This window comes from Brevundimonas subvibrioides (assembly GCF_027271155.1).
Taxonomy (GTDB): Bacteria; Pseudomonadota; Alphaproteobacteria; order Caulobacterales; family Caulobacteraceae; genus Brevundimonas; species Brevundimonas subvibrioides_D.
Genome location: NZ_CP114542.1, coordinates 1,811,102 through 1,827,455 on the forward strand (window position 1 = coordinate 1,811,102; position 16,354 = coordinate 1,827,455).

Consider the following 16,354-nt stretch of genomic DNA (forward strand, 5'->3'; position numbering starts at 1 on the left):
ATCTCGAACCGCAACGGTTAACGATCCGTTGCGCACATACGTCCGCTTGGCGGCGGTGAAACCAGCCTCTAGAAGCGCCGGATGATCCTCGTCGTCGATAACTACGACAGCTTTACCTACAACCTCGTCCACTACCTCGCGGAACTGGGTGCGCGGACGCATGTCGTCAGGAATGACGATCTGACCGTCGAGGACGCCTGGGCGCTGAAGCCCGAGGCGGTCCTGCTGTCGCCTGGCCCCTGTGCGCCGGATCAGGCCGGCATCTGTCTTCCGCTGATCGCCACGGCACCCGACGACATGCCGATCCTCGGCGTCTGCCTCGGCCATCAGGCGATCGGCCAGGCCTTCGGCGGCGACGTCGTGCGGGCCAAGGCCCTGATGCACGGCAAGACCTCGCCTATCACCCACGACGGTCGCGGCCTGTTCGCGGGCCTCCCCAGCCCCTTCATCGCGACCCGCTATCACAGCCTCGCCGTGGCCCGCGCGACCCTGCCGAACAGCCTCGACGTCACCGCCTGGACCGAGGACGGCGAGATCATGGGCGTCCAGCACCACGCCCGCCCGATCCACGGTGTCCAGTTCCATCCCGAATCCATCGCCACCGAACACGGCCACGCTCTTCTGGCCAACTTCCTCGATCTGGCGGGCGTCAAGCGCCTGGCCATGGTCTGAGGCGGTGTCCGAGGGATTCAAGCCGCTGCTGGCCCGGCTGGTCGACGGCCAGACGCTGTCCGAGGCGGAGGCCGGCGATTTCTTCGCCGCCTGCCTTCGCGGCGAACCGACCCCGGCCCAGGTCGCCGCCTCTGTCACCGCCCTGCGGATCCGGGGCGAGACGGTCGACGAGATCACCGCCTTCGCCCGCGCCATGCGCGCCGCCGCCAGCCCCTTCGACCAGCCTTATGACGTCATCGACACCTGCGGCACCGGGGGCGACGGTCAGCACACCTGGAACATCTCGACCGCCGCCGCCCTCGTGCTGGCCGGTGCGGGACTGAAGGTCGCCAAGCACGGCAACCGCGCGCTCAGCTCCCGCTCCGGCTCGTCCGACGTACTGTCGGCTCTGGGCGTCGACCTGACCGCCGGGCCGGAGCGCCAGAAACAGGCGCTGGACGAAGCCGGCATCTGCTTCCTTTTCGCGCCCCACTATCACGGGGCCATGCGCCACGTCGGGCCGATCCGGGCAGAGATCGGCTTTCGCACCGTGTTCAACCTGCTGGGTCCCCTGTCCAACCCGGCGCTCGCCCGGCGTCAGGTCATGGGCGTCTATGACCCGCGCCTGCTGGAACCCCTGGCCCAGGTGCTTGGGAACCTTGGGGCCACCCGCGCCTGGACCGTCCACGGTCAGGGACTGGACGAACTGACCACGACCGGCCCGACCGAGGTCGCTGAATGGAAGGACGGGACTGTCCGCCGCTTCACCGTGACGCCCGAGGACGCCGGCCTGCCCCGCGCCGACATCGCCGCCCTGCGCGGGGGCGACGCCGAGACCAATGCCGCCGCCCTGACCGCCCTTCTGGACGGCGCGACCGGGCCCTATCGCGATGTCGTCCTGCTGAACGCCGCCGCTGCCCTGGTCGTCGCGGACAGGGCGGCGGACCTGAAGAGTGGCGTGGGCCTGGCCGCCCGCGCCATCGACGACGGTGCGGCCCGTACAGCCCTGACGAGACTTGCCGCCATCACCTCCGCGCCCGAGCCGGAGCCGGCCGCATGACCGACATCCTCGAACAGATCGCCGCCTACAAGCGGGTCGAGGTCAAGGCGCGCAAGGCCGCCCGTCCGCTGGGCGAGGTCGAAGGGCTCGCCCTCGTCGCCGACATGCCGCGCGGCTTCCTCGCCGCCCTGCGCAAACGCTGGCAGGACGGTCGCCCCGCCCTGATCGCCGAGATCAAGAAGGCCAGCCCGTCCAAGGGTCTGATCCGCGCCGACTTCGATCCGCCCGCCCTGGCCCGGGCCTATGAGGACGGCGGCGCGACCTGCCTGTCCGTCCTGACCGACGAACCGAGCTTTCAGGGCCACGACGACTTCCTGATCGCCGCCCGCGCCGCGACCGCCCTGCCCTGTCTGCGGAAGGACTTTCTCGTCGATCCCTGGCAGGTGGCCGAGAGCCGGGGGCTGGGAGCCGACTGCATCCTGATCATCCTGTCGATGGTCGACGACGCCCTCGCCGCCGACCTGCTGGCCGAAGCCCGCCGGTTCGGCATGGACGCCCTGATCGAGACCCATGACGAGAGCGAGATGGCCCGCGCCGTGGGCCTGGGCGGAGACCTGATCGGCATCAACAACCGCTCGCTCCGCACCTTCGAGGTCGATCTGGGCGCCACCGCCCGCTACGCCGCCATGGCCCCGGCCAGTGCCTTGCTGGTCGCCGAGAGCGGGATCTTTACGGCGGCGGACGTCGCCGTGGTGGCGGATGCGGGAGCACGGGCGATCCTGGTCGGCGAGAGCCTGATGCGACAAGCGGACGTCGCGGCCGCCACGCTGTCGCTGCTCGAACCCGTTTCCCGTTAAGTTGACATTAGGGAGGAACACTTACAGAACATCGGCGACGGTTCACGACTTGTTCTGAAGGCGATTCTCACCATGCTGACGAAAAAGCAGCACGAACTCCTGATGTTCATCCACGAGCGGATCAAGGAGACCGGCGTCTCCCCCTCGTTCGACGAGATGAAGGAGGCGCTGGATCTGGCGTCCAAGTCCGGCATCCACCGGCTGATCACGGCGCTGGAGGAACGCGGCTTCATCCGTCGTCTTGCCCACCGCGCCCGCGCCCTGGAAGTGGTGAAACTGCCCGAACAGGCCACGACCGGCCCGGTCCGGGGCCGTGCCCCCTTCCGCCCCGACGTCATCGAGGGCGGCGGACGTCCGAGGGCGGCAGAACCCGCCAACGACACCCGGGAACTGGTTCTGGTCGGCAAGATCGCTGCCGGTGTGCCCATCGCCGCGATCCAGCAGGATCATGGCCGCTATTCGGTGCCCGAGGCCATGCTGGGCGCCGGCGAACACTACATGCTCGAGATCGAGGGCGATTCGATGATCGAGGCGGGCATCCTCAACGGCGATCTGGTAGTCATCAAACGGGTCGATACGGCCTCGTCCGGCGAGATCGTCGTCGCCCTGGTCGAGGGCGAGGAGGCGACGCTGAAGCGGCTGCGCAGGAAGGGCAATTCCATCGCCCTGGAACCCGCCAACCGCGCCTATGAGACACGCATCTTCGGCCCCGACCAGGTCGAGGTTCAGGGCAAGCTGGTCGGCCTCATCCGCCAGTATCACTAGCGCCAGGCTCGGCCGCATCCAGATCGGCCTTGTCATCCCGGAAAGGTCGGAGACCTTGTCCGGGGCGGCTCCACGGCCTGTCTCCCCGCGCATCCGCAGACCAGACCGCACGCCAGCCCTGCGGTGTCTGCCACAGCTCGACCGCCCCGCCGCGCGCGTAGTCCACGCTGTCCAGCACGAGGCGGTCGGCGCAGGCATCCGGCAAGGCCGACACCGTGGCCCGCACGCTGACGAGCGGAGCCGAGGCGCACAGGCCGGCCAGCGCCGCCGCATCCGGCGCGGCCTTGCCCCACCACAGGGCCACGGGCGCAAGACCGCTTCGGGGCGCACAGGCGTAGCGCTCGCACACCCAGCCCGCGTCGTCCCGCTCGGCCCGCGTCAGTCCGCGCCGCCGCGACCAAAGCTCGGTGGCAAAATCCCGCACGCCTGGCCGCACCACGACCGCCTGACCGTCCACGCTATAGGCCGCATTGGTCCCACCATCCCCGATCCAGACCGTCGGTGTCGGATCCCGCGGCCAGATCAGCACCGCGCAGACGAACGGCAGTCCGGCCCACCGTAGCCGCCCCTGCCACAGGCAGACGAACAGCACGCCCAGGAACGAGATCGGCAGCACATAGTCCGGCGCGCTGGCGATCGTCCGCACGGCACCCGGAAGCGCCGCGACCCGGTGGCCGACGAACAGCATCGCATCCACCCCCTTGCCGGCCACCCACAGGAACGGCCCGCCCAGCCCGACCGGTTCCAGAAGCGCACCCAGCGCCAGCGCTGGCATCATGATGAAATCTGCGATGGGAGACGTCGCCAGATTGGCGATCAGGCCAAAGACGGCGGTCCGGTTGAAATGCTGGATGGCGAACGGCCCCGTCGCCGCGCCCGCCACGAAGCTGGCGCTGACCGCGATGACCAGCCAGTGCCGTGCCGACTGGAACAGGGCGATGGGCCAGGGGACCGACAGTTCGCGCGTCCGGGGCGGCCAGGCCTCCGCCAGGGCCACCAGCGCCGCCGTTGCCGCAAACGACATCTGGAACCCGGGGGTCACGATGGCCTCGGGCTGCAGGATCAACACGACCATGGCGGCCACAGCCAACCCGTGCATGCTGATCGCCTGCCGATCCAGCAGGATGGCCGCGAAGGCGATAGAGGCCGTGATCGCCGACCGCTCCGCCGGAGCGGGTGCGCCTGACAGTACCAGATAGCTCCAGACCGCGATCAGCCCCGCGACCGCCGCCACCTTCTTGCCCGACACCCTCAGCGCCAGCCACGGCCAGCCCGCCACCCCGAACCGCACGAGGAAGAAGGCAAACCCGCCCACGATCGCCATATGCAGGCCACTGATCGACAGAATGTGCGCCAGTCCGGAATCGCGCATGGCGTCCAGATCCTCGCGCTGGATCCAGGTCTCATGCCCCGTCGTCATGGCCGCCGCGATCCCGCCCGTTCGCTCGCCGAGGCGATCGACGATCCGCCGGGCCAGAGCAAACCGCATGGCATTGACCCGCATCGCCATCCGCAGGCTCCATGGCGCCGGGGGCAGCTCGGCCGTCCGCGTCTCGCCCAGCGCGAAGGCCGTGCCGCCCAGGCGGTCGAACCAGGCCCCTCGCCCGAAGTCATAGGCCCCCGGGCTGGCGGGCGGCGGCGGCGGATTCAGGATCGCGAACAGCCGGATGGCCGAACCCGGTACCGGCGGCTCACCCCTGACCGTGGCTCTCAGACGGATCGGGGTCGCCTCGGGGAGCAGGCCCTGCACGCGGACGGGGGCGACGACCACCCGGTGCCCCCGGTCGCCCGGGCTGTCCACATCGACGACCCAGCCCTCGATCACGGTGGGCTCGGCCATGGCCGGGGCGATCGGTGCCGCGACACGGTCGCTGCGGACCTTCGCCCCCGCCAGCCCACACGCCAGACAGGCCAGCAGCATCAGCGGCAGGGTGACCCTGCGCCCGATCCCCCGCCACCGTGCACCCAGCCAGATCGCCAGCGTGGCCCCGGCCAGTCCGAGCAGCGGCCACAAAGGCGGCTCGCGCTTCAGCGCGAAATAGAGGGCCGCCCCGGCACCGAACGCCACCGGGGCCAGCAACCGCCACCGCAGCGACTGCGCCCGGACCTCATCCAAAAACCACGCGGCGATCCGCTCTCGCGGGCTGGGCTTTGCGGCGTCGGGCGGTATAAGGGCGGCCCGTCCGGACACGCCCCCCATGACCTCCTCCTCCGACCCCCGAGTCGTCACCCGTTTCGCCCCCTCGCCGACCGGCTATCTGCACATAGGCGGCGCAAGAACGGCGCTTTTCAACTACCTTTACGCGAAACGTCGTGGCGGCAAGTTTCTGGTTCGCATCGAGGACACCGACCGCGAGCGTTCGACCGAGGACGCGGTCAAGGCGATCTTCGACGGCCTCAGCTGGCTGGAACTGTTCGCCGATGAGGACCCCGTCTTCCAGTATGCCCGCGCAGCCCGACACCGCGAGGTCGTGGATGAGCTGCTGGAGCGCGGGGCCGCCTATCGCGACTTCACCTCGGCCGAGGAAACCGGACGCCTGCGTGACGAGGCCAAGGCCGCCCGTCGTGCATTCGAATCGCCCTGGCGCGACCGCGAGCCGACGGTGGACGATCTGTCCCGGCCTCACGTCGTCCGCTTCCGCCGCCCCTTGCCCGGCCGTGTGATCGTGAACGACGCCGTCCAGGGCGAGGTCAGCTGGGGCAACGAGGATCTCGACGACCTGGTCCTGCTGCGGTCGGACGGCACCCCCACATACAACCTGGCCGTCGTCGTCGACGACCACGACATGGGCGTCACCCATGTCATCCGGGGCGACGACCATCTGAACAACGCCGCGCGCCAAGCCTTGATCTATGACGCCCTGGACTGGCCGCGTCCGACCTTCGCCCATATCCCCCTGATCCATGGTCCCGATGGCGCAAAGCTGTCGAAACGCCACGGGGCCCAGGCCGTCCACGAATATGCCGGGATGGGCTATCTGCCCGAGGCCATGCGAAACTATCTGGCCCGTCTGGGCTGGGCGCACGGCGACGACGAACTGTTCGGCGACGACCAGGCCCGGGAGTGGTTCGACCTGGACGGCATCGGCAAGGCCCCGGCCCGGCTGGACTTCGACAAGCTGGCCCACGTCAATGCCCACTGGATGCGGCTGGCCGACGACGACCGGCTCGCCAAGGCCGTGCTGGACGTGCATCTGGCACGCGGTCATGCCCTGGCCGAAGAGGACGAGGCACGCCTTGTGCAGGCTATGCCCTTCGTCAAGGATCGCGCCAGAACCGTTCTGGAACTGGCCGACCAGACCGGCTTCGTCCTTGGCCGGCGACCTCTGCAGATCTTCGAAAAGGCCCTGCCCCTCCTCACGGGCGAATCGGGCGAGCGGATCGCGCGGTTGCGTGACCGGTTACGCCTGTTCGCGAGCTGGGACGTCTTCGCCCTGGAGGCCGAACTGAAGGCCTTCGCCGAAGAAGAAGCGGTGGGATTCGGCAAGATCGGCCCCGCCGTCCGGGCCGCGCTGACGGGAGACGGCGTTTCCCCCGACATCGCAAAGACCCTCGCCGCACTGGGTCGCGAAGAATCGCTCGGCCGCTTGGATGATGCGCTGCAACAGACTAGATGATCGTAGGTAACCGTCGCGGTCCGGGTCTTCCCGTCCGGTCCGAACACCATCGCAAGGGCGCCTGATGACCGAAGCCTCCAAACTCGCCGGAACGGCGACCCTGACCTACGGCGACAAGACCGTCGAATTGCCGGTTCTGTCGGGCTCTACGGGCCCGGACGTCATCGATATCCGCAAGCTGTACGGTGCGACCGATACCTTCACCTTCGATCCCGGCTTCACCTCCACGGCGGCCTGCGAAAGCGCCATCACCTATATCGACGGCGACGCCGGCATCTTGCTGCACCGCGGCTATCCGATCGGCCAGCTGGCCTCGCAATCGAACTTCATCGAGGTCTGCCACCTTCTGCTGAAGGGCGAACTGCCGACGGCTGCGGAATACGAGGCGTTCGAGAACGTCGTCACCCGCCACACCATGCTGCACGCCCAGTTCGATCGCTTCTTCGAGGGCTTCCGCCGCGACGCCCATCCGATGGCGATCATGGTCGGGGCCGTGGGTGCACTGTCGGCCTTCTATCACGACAGCCTGGACATCCATGATCCGGTCCAGCGCGACATCTCGGCCATCCGCCTGATCGCCAAGATGCCGACCATCGCGGCCCGGGCCTACAAGTACCACATCGGCCAGCCCTTCGTGTCACCGCGCAACGACCTCAGCTACGCCGAGAATTTCCTGCGTATGTGCTTTGCGGTTCCGGCCGAGGACTATGTGGTCGATCCCAAGATGGCCAGGGCCATGGACCGGATCTTCACCCTTCACGCGGACCACGAACAGAACGCCTCCACCTCGACGGTGCGCCTGGCCGGTTCGTCGGGGGCCAATCCGTTCGCCTGTATCGCCGCCGGGATCGCCTGTCTGTGGGGCCCCTCGCACGGCGGCGCCAACGAAGAGGCGCTGAACATGCTCAGGGAAATCGGCACGCCGGACAAGATTCCGGAGTTCATCGAGGGCGTGAAAGCCAAGAAATACAAACTGATGGGCTTTGGCCACCGGGTCTACAAGAACTACGACCCCCGCGCGACGGTGATGAAGGAATCGGCCGACGAAATCCTCGAACTGGTCGGCGACAAGAACGATCCCCTGTTCCAGGTGGCCAAGGAACTGGAGCGCATCGCCCTGTCCGACGAATATTTCATCGAGCGCAAACTGTTCCCGAACGTCGACTTCTATTCGGGCATCACGCTGTCGGCCATGGGCTTCCCGACCTCGATGTTCACCGTGCTGTTCGCCCTGGCCCGCACCGTCGGCTGGATCGCCCAGTGGGAAGAAATGCTGGCTGATCCGGCGCAGAAGATCGGTCGCCCGCGCCAGCTGTACACCGGCCCGACCCAGCGCGACTACGTGCCGATCCAGTCGCGCGGCTGATGCATCCCTGTCGAGGGCGGCATCGGGCCGCCGCCCTCAGCGGATCATCCACGATACCAGCAGCAGGACCAGCAGCAGCGCGCTGACCCCTTGCCAGAACCGCACTGGCTCGCGTTCCATCAGCGATAGCTCGCGTCGGCTCGGCACGGCCGCGGCGCTGCCGCTCTCCAGCACATGGATGAGCTCCTCGACGTCGGCGAACCGGTCGGCCGGCTCGACCGCCAGCGTCCGCAGGATGGCGGCCTCCAGCCAGGCCGGCATGTCGGGACGAAGCACGGTCGGTCGGGTCGGTTTCTCGAACCGCATCCGGTTGAAATCCTCGTCCTGGCCGCAGGGGTAGTCGCCGGTGAACAGCCGATACAGCGTCACCCCCAGCGCATACTGATCGCTCAGCGCATCACCCGGATAGCCCGCGAAAAGCTCGGGGGCCTTGTACCCGGCCGTACCCGGGGCCTCGGCCTCGGCAAACTCCTCGATCCGGGGCAGTCTGGCCACGCCCAGATCGATCAGCTTCAACCCGCCGTCCTTCTCCAGGATCACATTGTCCGGCTTGATGTCGCGGTGGGCGATTCCCTGCCGGTGCAAGGCTGCGACGGCCCTGGCCAGACGGATACCGACATCGATGCCTGATGGAATATCAAACGGTTCATCGGCGATCTTCGCGTGCAGCGTCGGCCCCGCATAGAGGGGCTGGGCGATGTACAGGCGGCTCTGGCGGCCGACATCGAGGGTCAGGGTCTTGCCCACGAACGGACTGTCGATCCGCCGCCCGATGAAGCTTTCGCGCAGGAAGGCTCCGCGCGCGCCGCTCTCGGATAGCAGGGCAGGCTTGGGGAACTTCAGCACGACGGGCGTGGTCGCCTCGCCGTCCCGGGCAATGAAAAGCCGGGTGTATTTGCCATCCGACAACAGCCGTTCGAGCCGAAAACCGTCGACATTGTCGCCCACGTTCGGTGGCGGGAGGATCGGCAGGCCCGCGACCTCCGCCCCGATCGCATCCTGATCCACGGCCCCGATGCGGATGATGTCGATGACGATGGCGGTGGCGTTGTCGCGCGTCTCGGCCAGCCCCGCCGCATCGACGATGGCCTGGGCGTCCGCCTCGGGCGAGGCCCGCCGTGCCAGCAGGTGCCCCAGATCCTCTCCCGAGACCACGCCGTGCACGCCATCGGTCGTCAGCAACAGCCGGTCGTGCGCCTTCAGCCCCACGGCCCGCGTATCCAGCCGCAGGTCCGGTTCAATTCCGATCGCGCGATACAGGACATGGCTCAGCCCCGGCTGGCTCAGCACATGATCCTCGGTCAGTCGGGTCAGCACACCGTCGCGGAAATGCCAGGCCCGGCTGTCGCCGACGTGCAGCGCCGTCGCCTCGCGCCCGCGCATCACCAGGGCCGTGAAGGTCGTGGCCGCCCCGGTCATGTCCGGATCCGATCGGCCCTTGGCATGGAGCCACCGGTTATAGCCGGCCAGGGCCCCCACGCCCGCTGCCGCGACGCCCTTCAGCGGGTTCTGATCGACATAGGCGTCGATGAAGGTGCGGCCCGCCAGTTCAGACGCCACGCGCCCGGCCTTCGACCCGCTCACCCCGTCGGCGACCAAGGCGACCATGCCGTGCAGCGCCTGCTCCGAAGGTGCGCCGATGTGGACGGCTCCGAAATCCTGATTGTCCTTGCGTGGTCCCAGCGCGGTCGCGAACCCCGCCGCAATCTCCAGCCTGCCGTCCTCCGCCATGCGCAATCCCCCTGCCTTGCAGCAGACTTCACTTCGCAACTTGGATGCAAGGACTTCTCGGCCTATATTGGCTCTTGCCGGGGCTTGCTCCGGATATGGCGATAAACGCGCTTGTAATAAGCGGACCGGACCCGGGTGCGATTCCCGGCGGCTCCACCATCTTCCCCGCGTTATCGGCGGAGGCTTATGGGGCCGACTAGCATCGACGGACGTGTAAAGAAGACTGCTTTCGCTCGTCCTGGCCCACCGTATCGGGCCATTTTCTAACTGCGAACGATAACTTCGCTGGAGAAGTCCGCCTCGCCGCGTAATGCGGTTCGGTTGATTTCGAATCTTAAGTCCTAGGGGTTCAGATCCCTGGGCGGGGCCTGTCGGGGAGCCTGCCAACAGAATCCCCGGCGCTTTCCGCATATGGCGTCTTCCGCCCGGCGACCGGCCCCGCTATCTGTCGCCAGACACCGAGGGGTATCCATGGCCGACGACGCGCCGCCGATTGACGAGATGCAGTACGAGAAGCTGGCGCAGGATGCCCTGCGTGGCGTGATCCGTGCCGCGCTCGAGCGCGCCGCCGGTCCCGGCGGTATCCCGGGTGCTCATCACTTCTACATTACCTTCAAGACCCGCGCGCCCGGCGTCTCGGTTCCGCCCGATGTCGTGGCGAAATATCCCGACGAGATGACCGTCGTGCTCCAGCACCAGTACTGGGACCTCGCCGTCGAGCACGACCTGTTTTCCGTCATGCTGAAGTTCGGCGGCATGCCCAAGGTCCTGACCGTGCCCTATGCGGCCGTGACCCGCTTCTACGATCCCAGCGTCCAGTTCCTGCTGCAGTTCGAGGCGCCCGAGGTCGTGGCCGAACCCGTCGCGGAACTGCCCGCTCCCAAGCGGACCGATCCGGCACCGTCGGGCGACGACGGCCCCAAGGTCGTGTCGCTGGACCAGTTCCGCAAGAAATAGGCTTTGCGCCGCCCGCGCTCTTGGTAGGCTGTCCTCTCCTCCAGTCGGGAGCGTCTCCCTGGTTCGCACGGTCGTCATCGTTCTTTTGGCATGGCTGGGTGCAGTCCCTGCTCTCGCCCAGAGCCGGTTCGACGGCTGGGCCTCCGCCGTCATCGCCGGCGACTGGCGCACCAGCGCGGGTCAGCCGATCCAGGCCTTCGACAATGCCCGTCGCGACCTGACCGCCGGGTTCCTGGCCGCCGGCTTTTCCCGAGGCGACATGGTCGACTACAGCCTGCGCCCGGATGCCTAACCGCCCATCTCGGCCGAGGCCGCCGTCACCGCCATCGCCGCGACCGCCACCCGTGCGACCCGCGGCTGCTTTCTGTATTTCAGCTCCCACGGCTCGCCACAGGGGATCAACTTCGGACCCACGGCGCGGCTCACGCCAACCGCCATGGCAAGCCTGGTCAATGAAATGTGCGGCGACCGGCCGACCGTCGTGGTCATATCCGCCTGCTTCTCCGGCGTGTTTCTCGACAGCCTGTCGGGGCCGAACCGCATGGTCATGACCGCCGCACGCCGTGACCGGTCCTCGTTCGGATGCAGCGAGGACGCCACCTATCCGTATTTCGACGGCTGTGTGATCGAAAGCCTTCCGACCGCCACCGACTTCATCGCCCTGGCCAACGCCACCCGAGCCTGCGTCAGCCAGCGCGAGGCGGCAGAAGGCCTGACGCCGGCTTCGGAGCCCCAGGTCTTCATTGGCCCCAATATGCAGCTGCTGCTGCCGACCCTGCGGTTCACCCGATCGAGTGGCTAGGCTTTGCGGGGATAGGCCCGGATCGTGATGCGCTCGCGTTCGCCCTCGCGCCTTTCGACCAGCAGCCGGGCCACCTGGGCGTCATCGTGGAACAGATATCCCTTGATGGCGTCCAGCAAGGCCTTGGCCAGGTTGTCCAGATCCATCCAGGGCGGCTCGCCGACGTGCTCCATCACGATCTCCACGACGTAGTCGCCATAGGACGGCCGCGCGCCACGCCATTCCTTCCTGAAGAACTCATAGACCAGCGGCTTGTAGTATTTGGCCTGGGTGGTCAGGCCGTCGATCATGATGACGACGGCCTCCCCCTCCTCGCGCGCCCGGACCTTGCCGGAGACGACCCAGTCTTCGCTCACGGCAGGCAGACCGCCGGCAAGGGGCTGGCCAGGGTGGCGGCATCGATAACCACGGGGGCGATCAACTGCTCCTCCCGCGCCGGACCGGCGTGGATGGCCTGAAGGATCTCCATGCCCGAGAGCACGGAACCGAACGCCGCAAAACCCTGACCGTCGGGATTGCGCCCGCCGCCGAAATCGAGCGCCGGCGCGTCCCGGATCACGATGAAGAAACTGGAGGTCGCCGTGTCAGGCCCGTCCCGCGCCATCGAGATCGTCCCCATGGAATGGCGCAGGCCCGTATCGATGGTCCGCTCCAGCGTGATGGGGCCGAGGCCGGGATCATCGCTGCCGGCCGTCGTCGCCGCCTGGATCACGTCGATGGGGTTGGGATTGTCGTTGGTTTCCGACACCACGGTCCGGAAGAAGCTGCCCCCGGCGTAGCGACCCTGCTGCACATAACGCAGGAAGTTGCAGGTCGTGATCGGCGCATGCCTGGCATCGAGGCGCAGAACCACGTCGCCCTGCGTCGTATGCAGGATGACGAGGGGCTGATCGGTCTGTGCGAATGCTGCTCCGGCTGTGGCGAGCACCATCGCCGCAAGGACGGCCGGGATTTTCCTGATCACGCTTACGGCCTCCGTCGTCCCGGCCGCTTGTCCGGTCGTTCCCCCGTGCTACACCGCCGCGCACTCTCCCGCCACGCCCTGATGAGCCGAAACCGATGACCGCCTGCCGCACCGAAACCGACACCTTCGGCCCCATCGAGGTCGCCGCCGACCGCTACTGGGGGGCCCAGGCGCAGCGCTCGCTGGGCAACTTCCGGATCGGCTGGGAGAAGCAGCCCCTGCCGATCGTGCGCGCCCTGGGCATCGTCAAGCGCGCCGCCGCGGAGACCAATATGGCGCTGGGCAAGCTCGATCCCGCCATCGGTGAGACCATCGTCGCCGCGGCCAACGAGGTCATCGAGGGCAAGCTGGACGATCATTTCCCTCTGGTCGTCTGGCAGACGGGGTCGGGCACCCAGTCCAACATGAACGCCAATGAGGTGATCAGTAACCGCGCCATCCAGATGCTGGGCGGCGAAATGGGCTCGAAAAAGCCGGTTCATCCGAACGACCACGTCAATATGAGCCAGTCGTCCAACGACACCTATCCGACGGCCATGCATGTCGCCTGCGCCGAGGAGGTGACCCACCGACTGCTGCCGGCCCTGGCCCAGCTCCGCAACGCCCTGAACGACAAGGCCGAGGCGTGGAAGGGCATCATCAAGATCGGCCGCACCCACACCCAGGATGCCACCCCCCTGACCCTGGGTCAGGAGTTCAGTGGCTACGTCCAGCAGGTGACCAAGGGCATCGAGCGGATCGAATCGACCCTGCCCGACCTGATGCAGCTGGCCCAGGGCGGCACGGCCGTCGGCACCGGCCTGAACGCGCCCATTGGTTTCGCCGAGGGCGTCGCCGAAAAGATCGCCCAGATCACCGGGCTGAACTTCACCACAGCGCCCAACAAGTTCGAGGCCCTGGCTGCCCATGACGCGATGGTCATGAGCCATGGCGCGATCAACACGGTGGCCGCCAGCCTGTTCAAGATCGCCAACGACATCCGCTTCCTGGGCTCCGGCCCCCGCTCGGGCCTGGGTGAGCTGGCCCTGCCGGAGAACGAGCCGGGGTCGTCGATCATGCCGGGCAAGGTCAATCCGACCCAGTGCGAAGCCCTGACCCAGGTCTGCGTCCAGATCTTCGGCAACAACGCCGCCATCACCTTCGCCGGATCGCAGGGCCATTTCGAGCTGAACGTCTTCAACCCGGTCATGGCCTACAACTTCCTGCAGTCCGTGCGGCTGATGGCCGATGCGGCGGTCAGCTTCACCGACAACTGCGTCGTCGGCATCGAGCCCCGCATCGACAACATCGAACGCGGCCTGAACAACTCGCTGATGCTGGTCACCGCCCTGAACGGCAAGCTGGGCTATGACGCCTGCGCCAAGATCGCCAAGACGGCCCACAAGAACGGGACGACCCTGCGCCAGGAAGCCGTCGGCGGCGGCTATCTGACCGACGCCGAGTTCGACGAGGCCGTGCGGCCCGAGAAGATGATCGCGCCGGGGTGAAGCCCCCTGCTCGCGTTTGGCCGCCTTTCGCACTATAGTATCCCTATGGTGCATCCTGTCTTGAAGAAGATCGAGATCGAACCGGAACTGCTGGAGCAGGCCGCGCGGCTGGGTCTTGATGTGACCGGCGTGGATGAAAGAAGCCTTCGCCTGTATCTGCAAAAGGTCGATCCGGCTGGAGCGGAAGCACGCGCGAAGCGGTGGGCCGAGGAGAATGCCGAAGCGATCAAGGCTCACAACGAGCGCATCGCCCGACATGGCGTCTTTGGCGAGGATTTGCGCAGCTGGTGATCCGCCAGTTCGACCTTATCGACAACCCATCGCTACGATCTCGCATCGTCGCACCATTCCTGGTGGTCGTTCAGTCGCACCTCTATGACGAAGGCCCGACGCTACTTGTCGCCCCGATGCTGCGTATGGCCTCGACGGCGGTTCTCACCAGGGTTTCGCTGGCAGTATCGCACCAGCATCAGGAATACATCCTCATGTTATCCGAACTTGGCGCAATCAACCGACCGACGGCTGCGATCGTTCGCGGCTCCCTGCTTCCCTACGAAGACGATATCCGCCGCGCACTCGATCGGTTGTTGACGGGGTTCTGAAGTGACGGCGCTGGAGCGACCCTATTGGATTGAAGCGCAGTTCCAGCGGCGCGAGGGGTGGGATGCGGCTGTATATCCGTTCAACCTGCCAGCCGTACGATCGCTGCACAGCCTGGAATTTCATCCGAACGTGACCTTTCTGGTTGGCGAGAACGGCTCCGGGAAATCCACGCTGATAGAGGCCCTGGCGGTGGCTTGGGGGTTCAACGCCGAGGGTGGGTCAAAGAACTTCAGCTTTGGCACACGCGGGTCGCACTCCCCTCTGCATGCCTTCGTCCGCCCGGTGCGCGCGCCGCTGCGACCGATCGACGGCTATTTCCTGAGAGCAGAAAGCTATTTCAACGTGGCTTCGGAAATCGAAAGGCTCGATGAAGAGCCATCTGGCGGTCCGCCGATAATCGATAGCTACGGTGGGAAATCCCTTCACGAACAGTCGCACGGCGAGAGCTTTTTCGCCCTTTTCGAGAACCGGTTCAGGGGCGATGGCCTCTATATTCTCGACGAGCCCGAGGCCGCGCTGTCGCCCAGCCGCCAGTTGTCATTCCTGGCCAGGATGCATGAGCTGGTCCTTGCCCGCTCCCAACTGATTATCGCAACCCATTCGCCGATCCTGCTGGGCTACCCGAACGCCTGGATCTACCAGGTCTCCCGGATCGGTCTCGACCGCATCGCCTACGAGGACACGGACCACTACCAGGTCACCCGCAACTTCCTGAACCGGCGTGCAATGATGCTGGAGGTGCTGCTGAAGCCGGACGACTGACCCGGGCGCGGGCCACGGCCAGTCAGGGCTTGTCCCGGATCGTCGCACCGACCGGCATGAGGGCCAGTTTGGCCAGTTCCAGGTCCTTCAGGGCGAAGGGGATGCCGATGATGGTGATGGCCTCGGCGACGGCGATAACAATGTGCGACAGGGCGATGTACCAGCCGGCGAACACGAACCAGATCACGTTCAGGCCCACACCGAGGCAGCCGACGTCCTTGCCTCCTGTCTCGCCCGCCCAGACCACTTCGCGCCCGAACGGCCAGAAGGAATAGCTGGCGATCCGCCAGGCCGAAAACGCCCAGGGCAGGCCGACCACGGTGATCGCGAGGATCGCTCCGCCCAGCAGCCACAGCAGACCGCTGATCCAGCCGCCGAAGACGAACCACAGGATATTCAGGATCAGTCGGATCAAGGGCGTCTCTCCCGCCGGCCCGCTGCCGACCCCGAATACATAGTCGAAAGGCCCCGCCGATATCAGCGGGGCCCTCGTGAATTCGTCGTAACCCGGCGGATGCCTAGTGTGTGTCGTGGTGCTTTTCGGTCCACTGGGCCCTGGCCTGATCTTTCGTCAGCGACAGGCGGACCGTGTCGTCATCGACGTCGTCGACCCAGCTGACCGGGATCATGTGATGCTTGAAGCCACCGGCGAGGTCCAGCTTGGCCAACTCGATCTGGTCGCCGAGGACGTGATCGACACGACCGACGTGGCCGCCGTCCGAACCGACGACTTCGAGGTGTTCCTTGATGCGCGTGACGTCTACCATGGGGAGGTCTCCTGGCTGGGTTGAG

Annotated in this window: 20 protein-coding genes and 1 other RNA gene; 14 read left to right on the top strand and 7 right to left on the bottom strand. The window is 66.8% G+C overall.

Translation table 11 applies throughout. The features are described 5' to 3' along the window. The first annotated feature begins 81 nt into the window (after window positions 1-81). From O3139_RS09145 to lexA, 4 genes are all read left to right on the top strand, one after another. Window positions 82-672, top strand: coding sequence for an anthranilate synthase component II (locus tag O3139_RS09145; protein ID WP_269513758.1), 591 nt, complete (start codon window positions 82-84; stop codon window positions 670-672). A gap of 4 nt (window positions 673-676) precedes the next feature. Then, complete coding sequence (gene trpD, locus O3139_RS09150) at window positions 677-1,711, top strand: anthranilate phosphoribosyltransferase (RefSeq protein ID WP_269513759.1); 1,035 nt, start codon at window positions 677-679, stop codon at window positions 1,709-1,711. Further along, a complete protein-coding gene (gene trpC / locus O3139_RS09155) occupies window positions 1,708-2,508 on the top strand; it encodes an indole-3-glycerol phosphate synthase TrpC (RefSeq protein ID WP_269513760.1) in 801 nt (266 codons plus the stop codon). The genes trpD and trpC overlap by 4 nt, the downstream gene beginning before the upstream one ends. A gap of 72 nt (window positions 2,509-2,580) precedes the next feature. Continuing rightward, window positions 2,581-3,273, top strand: a complete 693-nt coding sequence (gene lexA / locus O3139_RS09160) for a transcriptional repressor LexA (RefSeq protein WP_269513761.1) — start codon at window positions 2,581-2,583, stop codon at window positions 3,271-3,273. On the opposite strand, the gene O3139_RS09165 is transcribed toward lexA, so the two are convergent. Then, complete coding sequence (locus O3139_RS09165; RefSeq protein ID WP_269513762.1) at window positions 3,254-5,473, bottom strand: ComEC/Rec2 family competence protein; 2,220 nt, start codon at window positions 5,471-5,473, stop codon at window positions 3,254-3,256. The genes lexA and O3139_RS09165 overlap by 20 nt on opposite strands. On the opposite strand from O3139_RS09165, the gene gltX reads away from it, so the two are divergent. Then, the gene (gene gltX, locus O3139_RS09170) at window positions 5,472-6,890 is read left to right on the top strand and encodes a glutamate--tRNA ligase (RefSeq protein WP_269513764.1); all 1,419 of its coding nucleotides are present in this window, start codon (window positions 5,472-5,474) and stop codon (window positions 6,888-6,890) included. The two genes, O3139_RS09165 and gltX, sit on opposite strands and share 2 nt — an antisense overlap. Window positions 6,891-6,954: 64 nt before the next feature. Continuing rightward, window positions 6,955-8,256: a citrate synthase gene (gltA, locus tag O3139_RS09175; RefSeq protein WP_269513766.1), complete on the top strand. Its 1,302-nt coding sequence runs from the start codon at window positions 6,955-6,957 to the stop codon at window positions 8,254-8,256. 36 nt (window positions 8,257-8,292) lie between these two features. Here the strand turns inward: gltA and O3139_RS09180 are convergent, their stop codons facing one another. Then, window positions 8,293-9,987 carry a bifunctional protein-serine/threonine kinase/phosphatase gene (locus O3139_RS09180; protein ID WP_269513767.1) on the bottom strand — a complete coding sequence of 565 codons (1,695 nt, stop codon included), beginning with the start codon at window positions 9,985-9,987 and terminating at the stop codon, window positions 8,293-8,295. 36 nt (window positions 9,988-10,023) lie between these two features. Here O3139_RS09180 and ssrA point away from each other — a divergent pair. The 3 genes from ssrA (at window position 10,024) to O3139_RS09195 (ending at window position 11,236) form a co-directional block, all read left to right on the top strand. Further along, window positions 10,024-10,388: a transfer-messenger RNA gene (gene ssrA, locus O3139_RS09185) on the top strand. 70 nt (window positions 10,389-10,458) lie between these two features. After that, the gene (locus tag O3139_RS09190; RefSeq protein WP_269513768.1) at window positions 10,459-10,944 is read left to right on the top strand and encodes an SspB family protein; all 486 of its coding nucleotides are present in this window, start codon (window positions 10,459-10,461) and stop codon (window positions 10,942-10,944) included. Between the two features lie 85 nt (window positions 10,945-11,029). Then, complete coding sequence (locus tag O3139_RS09195) at window positions 11,030-11,236, top strand: hypothetical protein (RefSeq protein WP_269513769.1); 207 nt, start codon at window positions 11,030-11,032, stop codon at window positions 11,234-11,236. Here the strand turns inward: O3139_RS09195 and O3139_RS09200 are convergent. Next, window positions 11,233-11,370: a hypothetical protein gene (locus tag O3139_RS09200; protein ID WP_269513770.1), complete on the bottom strand. Its 138-nt coding sequence runs from the start codon at window positions 11,368-11,370 to the stop codon at window positions 11,233-11,235. The two genes, O3139_RS09195 and O3139_RS09200, sit on opposite strands and share 4 nt — an antisense overlap. On the opposite strand from O3139_RS09200, the gene O3139_RS09205 reads away from it, so the two are divergent. Then, window positions 11,342-11,746, top strand: coding sequence for a C13 family peptidase (locus O3139_RS09205; RefSeq protein ID WP_269516455.1), 405 nt, complete (start codon window positions 11,342-11,344; stop codon window positions 11,744-11,746). The genes O3139_RS09200 and O3139_RS09205 overlap by 29 nt on opposite strands. Here the strand turns inward: O3139_RS09205 and O3139_RS09210 are convergent. Beyond that, window positions 11,743-12,036: a RusA family crossover junction endodeoxyribonuclease gene (locus tag O3139_RS09210; RefSeq protein WP_269516456.1), complete on the bottom strand. Its 294-nt coding sequence runs from the start codon at window positions 12,034-12,036 to the stop codon at window positions 11,743-11,745. The genes O3139_RS09205 and O3139_RS09210 overlap by 4 nt on opposite strands. A 62-nt stretch (window positions 12,037-12,098) precedes the next feature. After that, window positions 12,099-12,710 (bottom strand): peptidylprolyl isomerase, encoded by a 612-nt coding sequence (locus O3139_RS09215; protein ID WP_269513771.1) that lies wholly within the window; start codon window positions 12,708-12,710, stop codon window positions 12,099-12,101. Between the two features lie 95 nt (window positions 12,711-12,805). Here O3139_RS09215 and fumC point away from each other — a divergent pair, with 95 nt between their 5' ends. From fumC to O3139_RS09235, 4 genes are read left to right on the top strand one after another with little or no spacing between them, the layout of a single operon-like run. Beyond that, window positions 12,806-14,197 (top strand): class II fumarate hydratase, encoded by a 1,392-nt coding sequence (gene fumC / locus O3139_RS09220; RefSeq protein ID WP_269513773.1) that lies wholly within the window; start codon window positions 12,806-12,808, stop codon window positions 14,195-14,197. Window positions 14,198-14,257: 60 nt separating this feature from the next. Next, complete coding sequence (locus O3139_RS09225) at window positions 14,258-14,488, top strand: type II toxin-antitoxin system CcdA family antitoxin (protein WP_269513774.1); 231 nt, start codon at window positions 14,258-14,260, stop codon at window positions 14,486-14,488. Then, window positions 14,485-14,799, top strand: a complete 315-nt coding sequence (locus tag O3139_RS09230) for a CcdB family protein (RefSeq protein ID WP_269513775.1) — start codon at window positions 14,485-14,487, stop codon at window positions 14,797-14,799. The genes O3139_RS09225 and O3139_RS09230 overlap by 4 nt, the downstream gene beginning before the upstream one ends. A gap of 1 nt (window position 14,800) precedes the next feature. Beyond that, complete coding sequence (locus O3139_RS09235; RefSeq protein WP_269513776.1) at window positions 14,801-15,562, top strand: AAA family ATPase; 762 nt, start codon at window positions 14,801-14,803, stop codon at window positions 15,560-15,562. 22 nt (window positions 15,563-15,584) lie between these two features. Here the strand turns inward: O3139_RS09235 and O3139_RS09240 are convergent, their stop codons facing one another. Together O3139_RS09240 and O3139_RS09245 are read right to left on the bottom strand one after the other, a co-directional pair. Next, entirely contained in the window at window positions 15,585-15,977 is a 393-nt protein-coding gene (locus O3139_RS09240) for a YccF domain-containing protein (RefSeq protein ID WP_269513777.1), read from the bottom strand. A 103-nt stretch (window positions 15,978-16,080) separates the two neighbouring features. Further along, window positions 16,081-16,329, bottom strand: coding sequence for a DUF2171 domain-containing protein (locus tag O3139_RS09245; protein ID WP_269513778.1), 249 nt, complete (start codon window positions 16,327-16,329; stop codon window positions 16,081-16,083). Window positions 16,330-16,354 lie beyond the last annotated feature (25 nt).

Bases quoted from the DNA above. Each gene is read 5' to 3' on its own strand.
- O3139_RS09145 (WP_269513758.1), top strand. From the start codon at position 82: ATGATCCTCGTCGTCGATAACTACGACAGCTTTACCTACAACCTCGTC.
- trpC (WP_269513760.1), top strand. From the start codon at position 1,708: ATGACCGACATCCTCGAACAGATCGCCGCCTACAAGCGGGTCGAGGTC.
- lexA (WP_269513761.1), top strand. From the start codon at position 2,581: ATGCTGACGAAAAAGCAGCACGAACTCCTGATGTTCATCCACGAGCGG.
- gltX (WP_269513764.1), top strand. From the start codon at position 5,472: ATGACCTCCTCCTCCGACCCCCGAGTCGTCACCCGTTTCGCCCCCTCG.
- O3139_RS09165 (WP_269513762.1), bottom strand. From the start codon at position 5,473: ATGGGGGGCGTGTCCGGACGGGCCGCCCTTATACCGCCCGACGCCGCA.
- gltA (WP_269513766.1), top strand. From the start codon at position 6,955: ATGACCGAAGCCTCCAAACTCGCCGGAACGGCGACCCTGACCTACGGC.
- O3139_RS09180 (WP_269513767.1), bottom strand. From the start codon at position 9,987: ATGGCGGAGGACGGCAGGCTGGAGATTGCGGCGGGGTTCGCGACCGCG.
- O3139_RS09190 (WP_269513768.1), top strand. From the start codon at position 10,459: ATGGCCGACGACGCGCCGCCGATTGACGAGATGCAGTACGAGAAGCTG.
- O3139_RS09210 (WP_269516456.1), bottom strand. From the start codon at position 12,036: ATGATCGACGGCCTGACCACCCAGGCCAAATACTACAAGCCGCTGGTC.
- fumC (WP_269513773.1), top strand. From the start codon at position 12,806: ATGACCGCCTGCCGCACCGAAACCGACACCTTCGGCCCCATCGAGGTC.
- O3139_RS09245 (WP_269513778.1), bottom strand. From the start codon at position 16,329: ATGGTAGACGTCACGCGCATCAAGGAACACCTCGAAGTCGTCGGTTCG.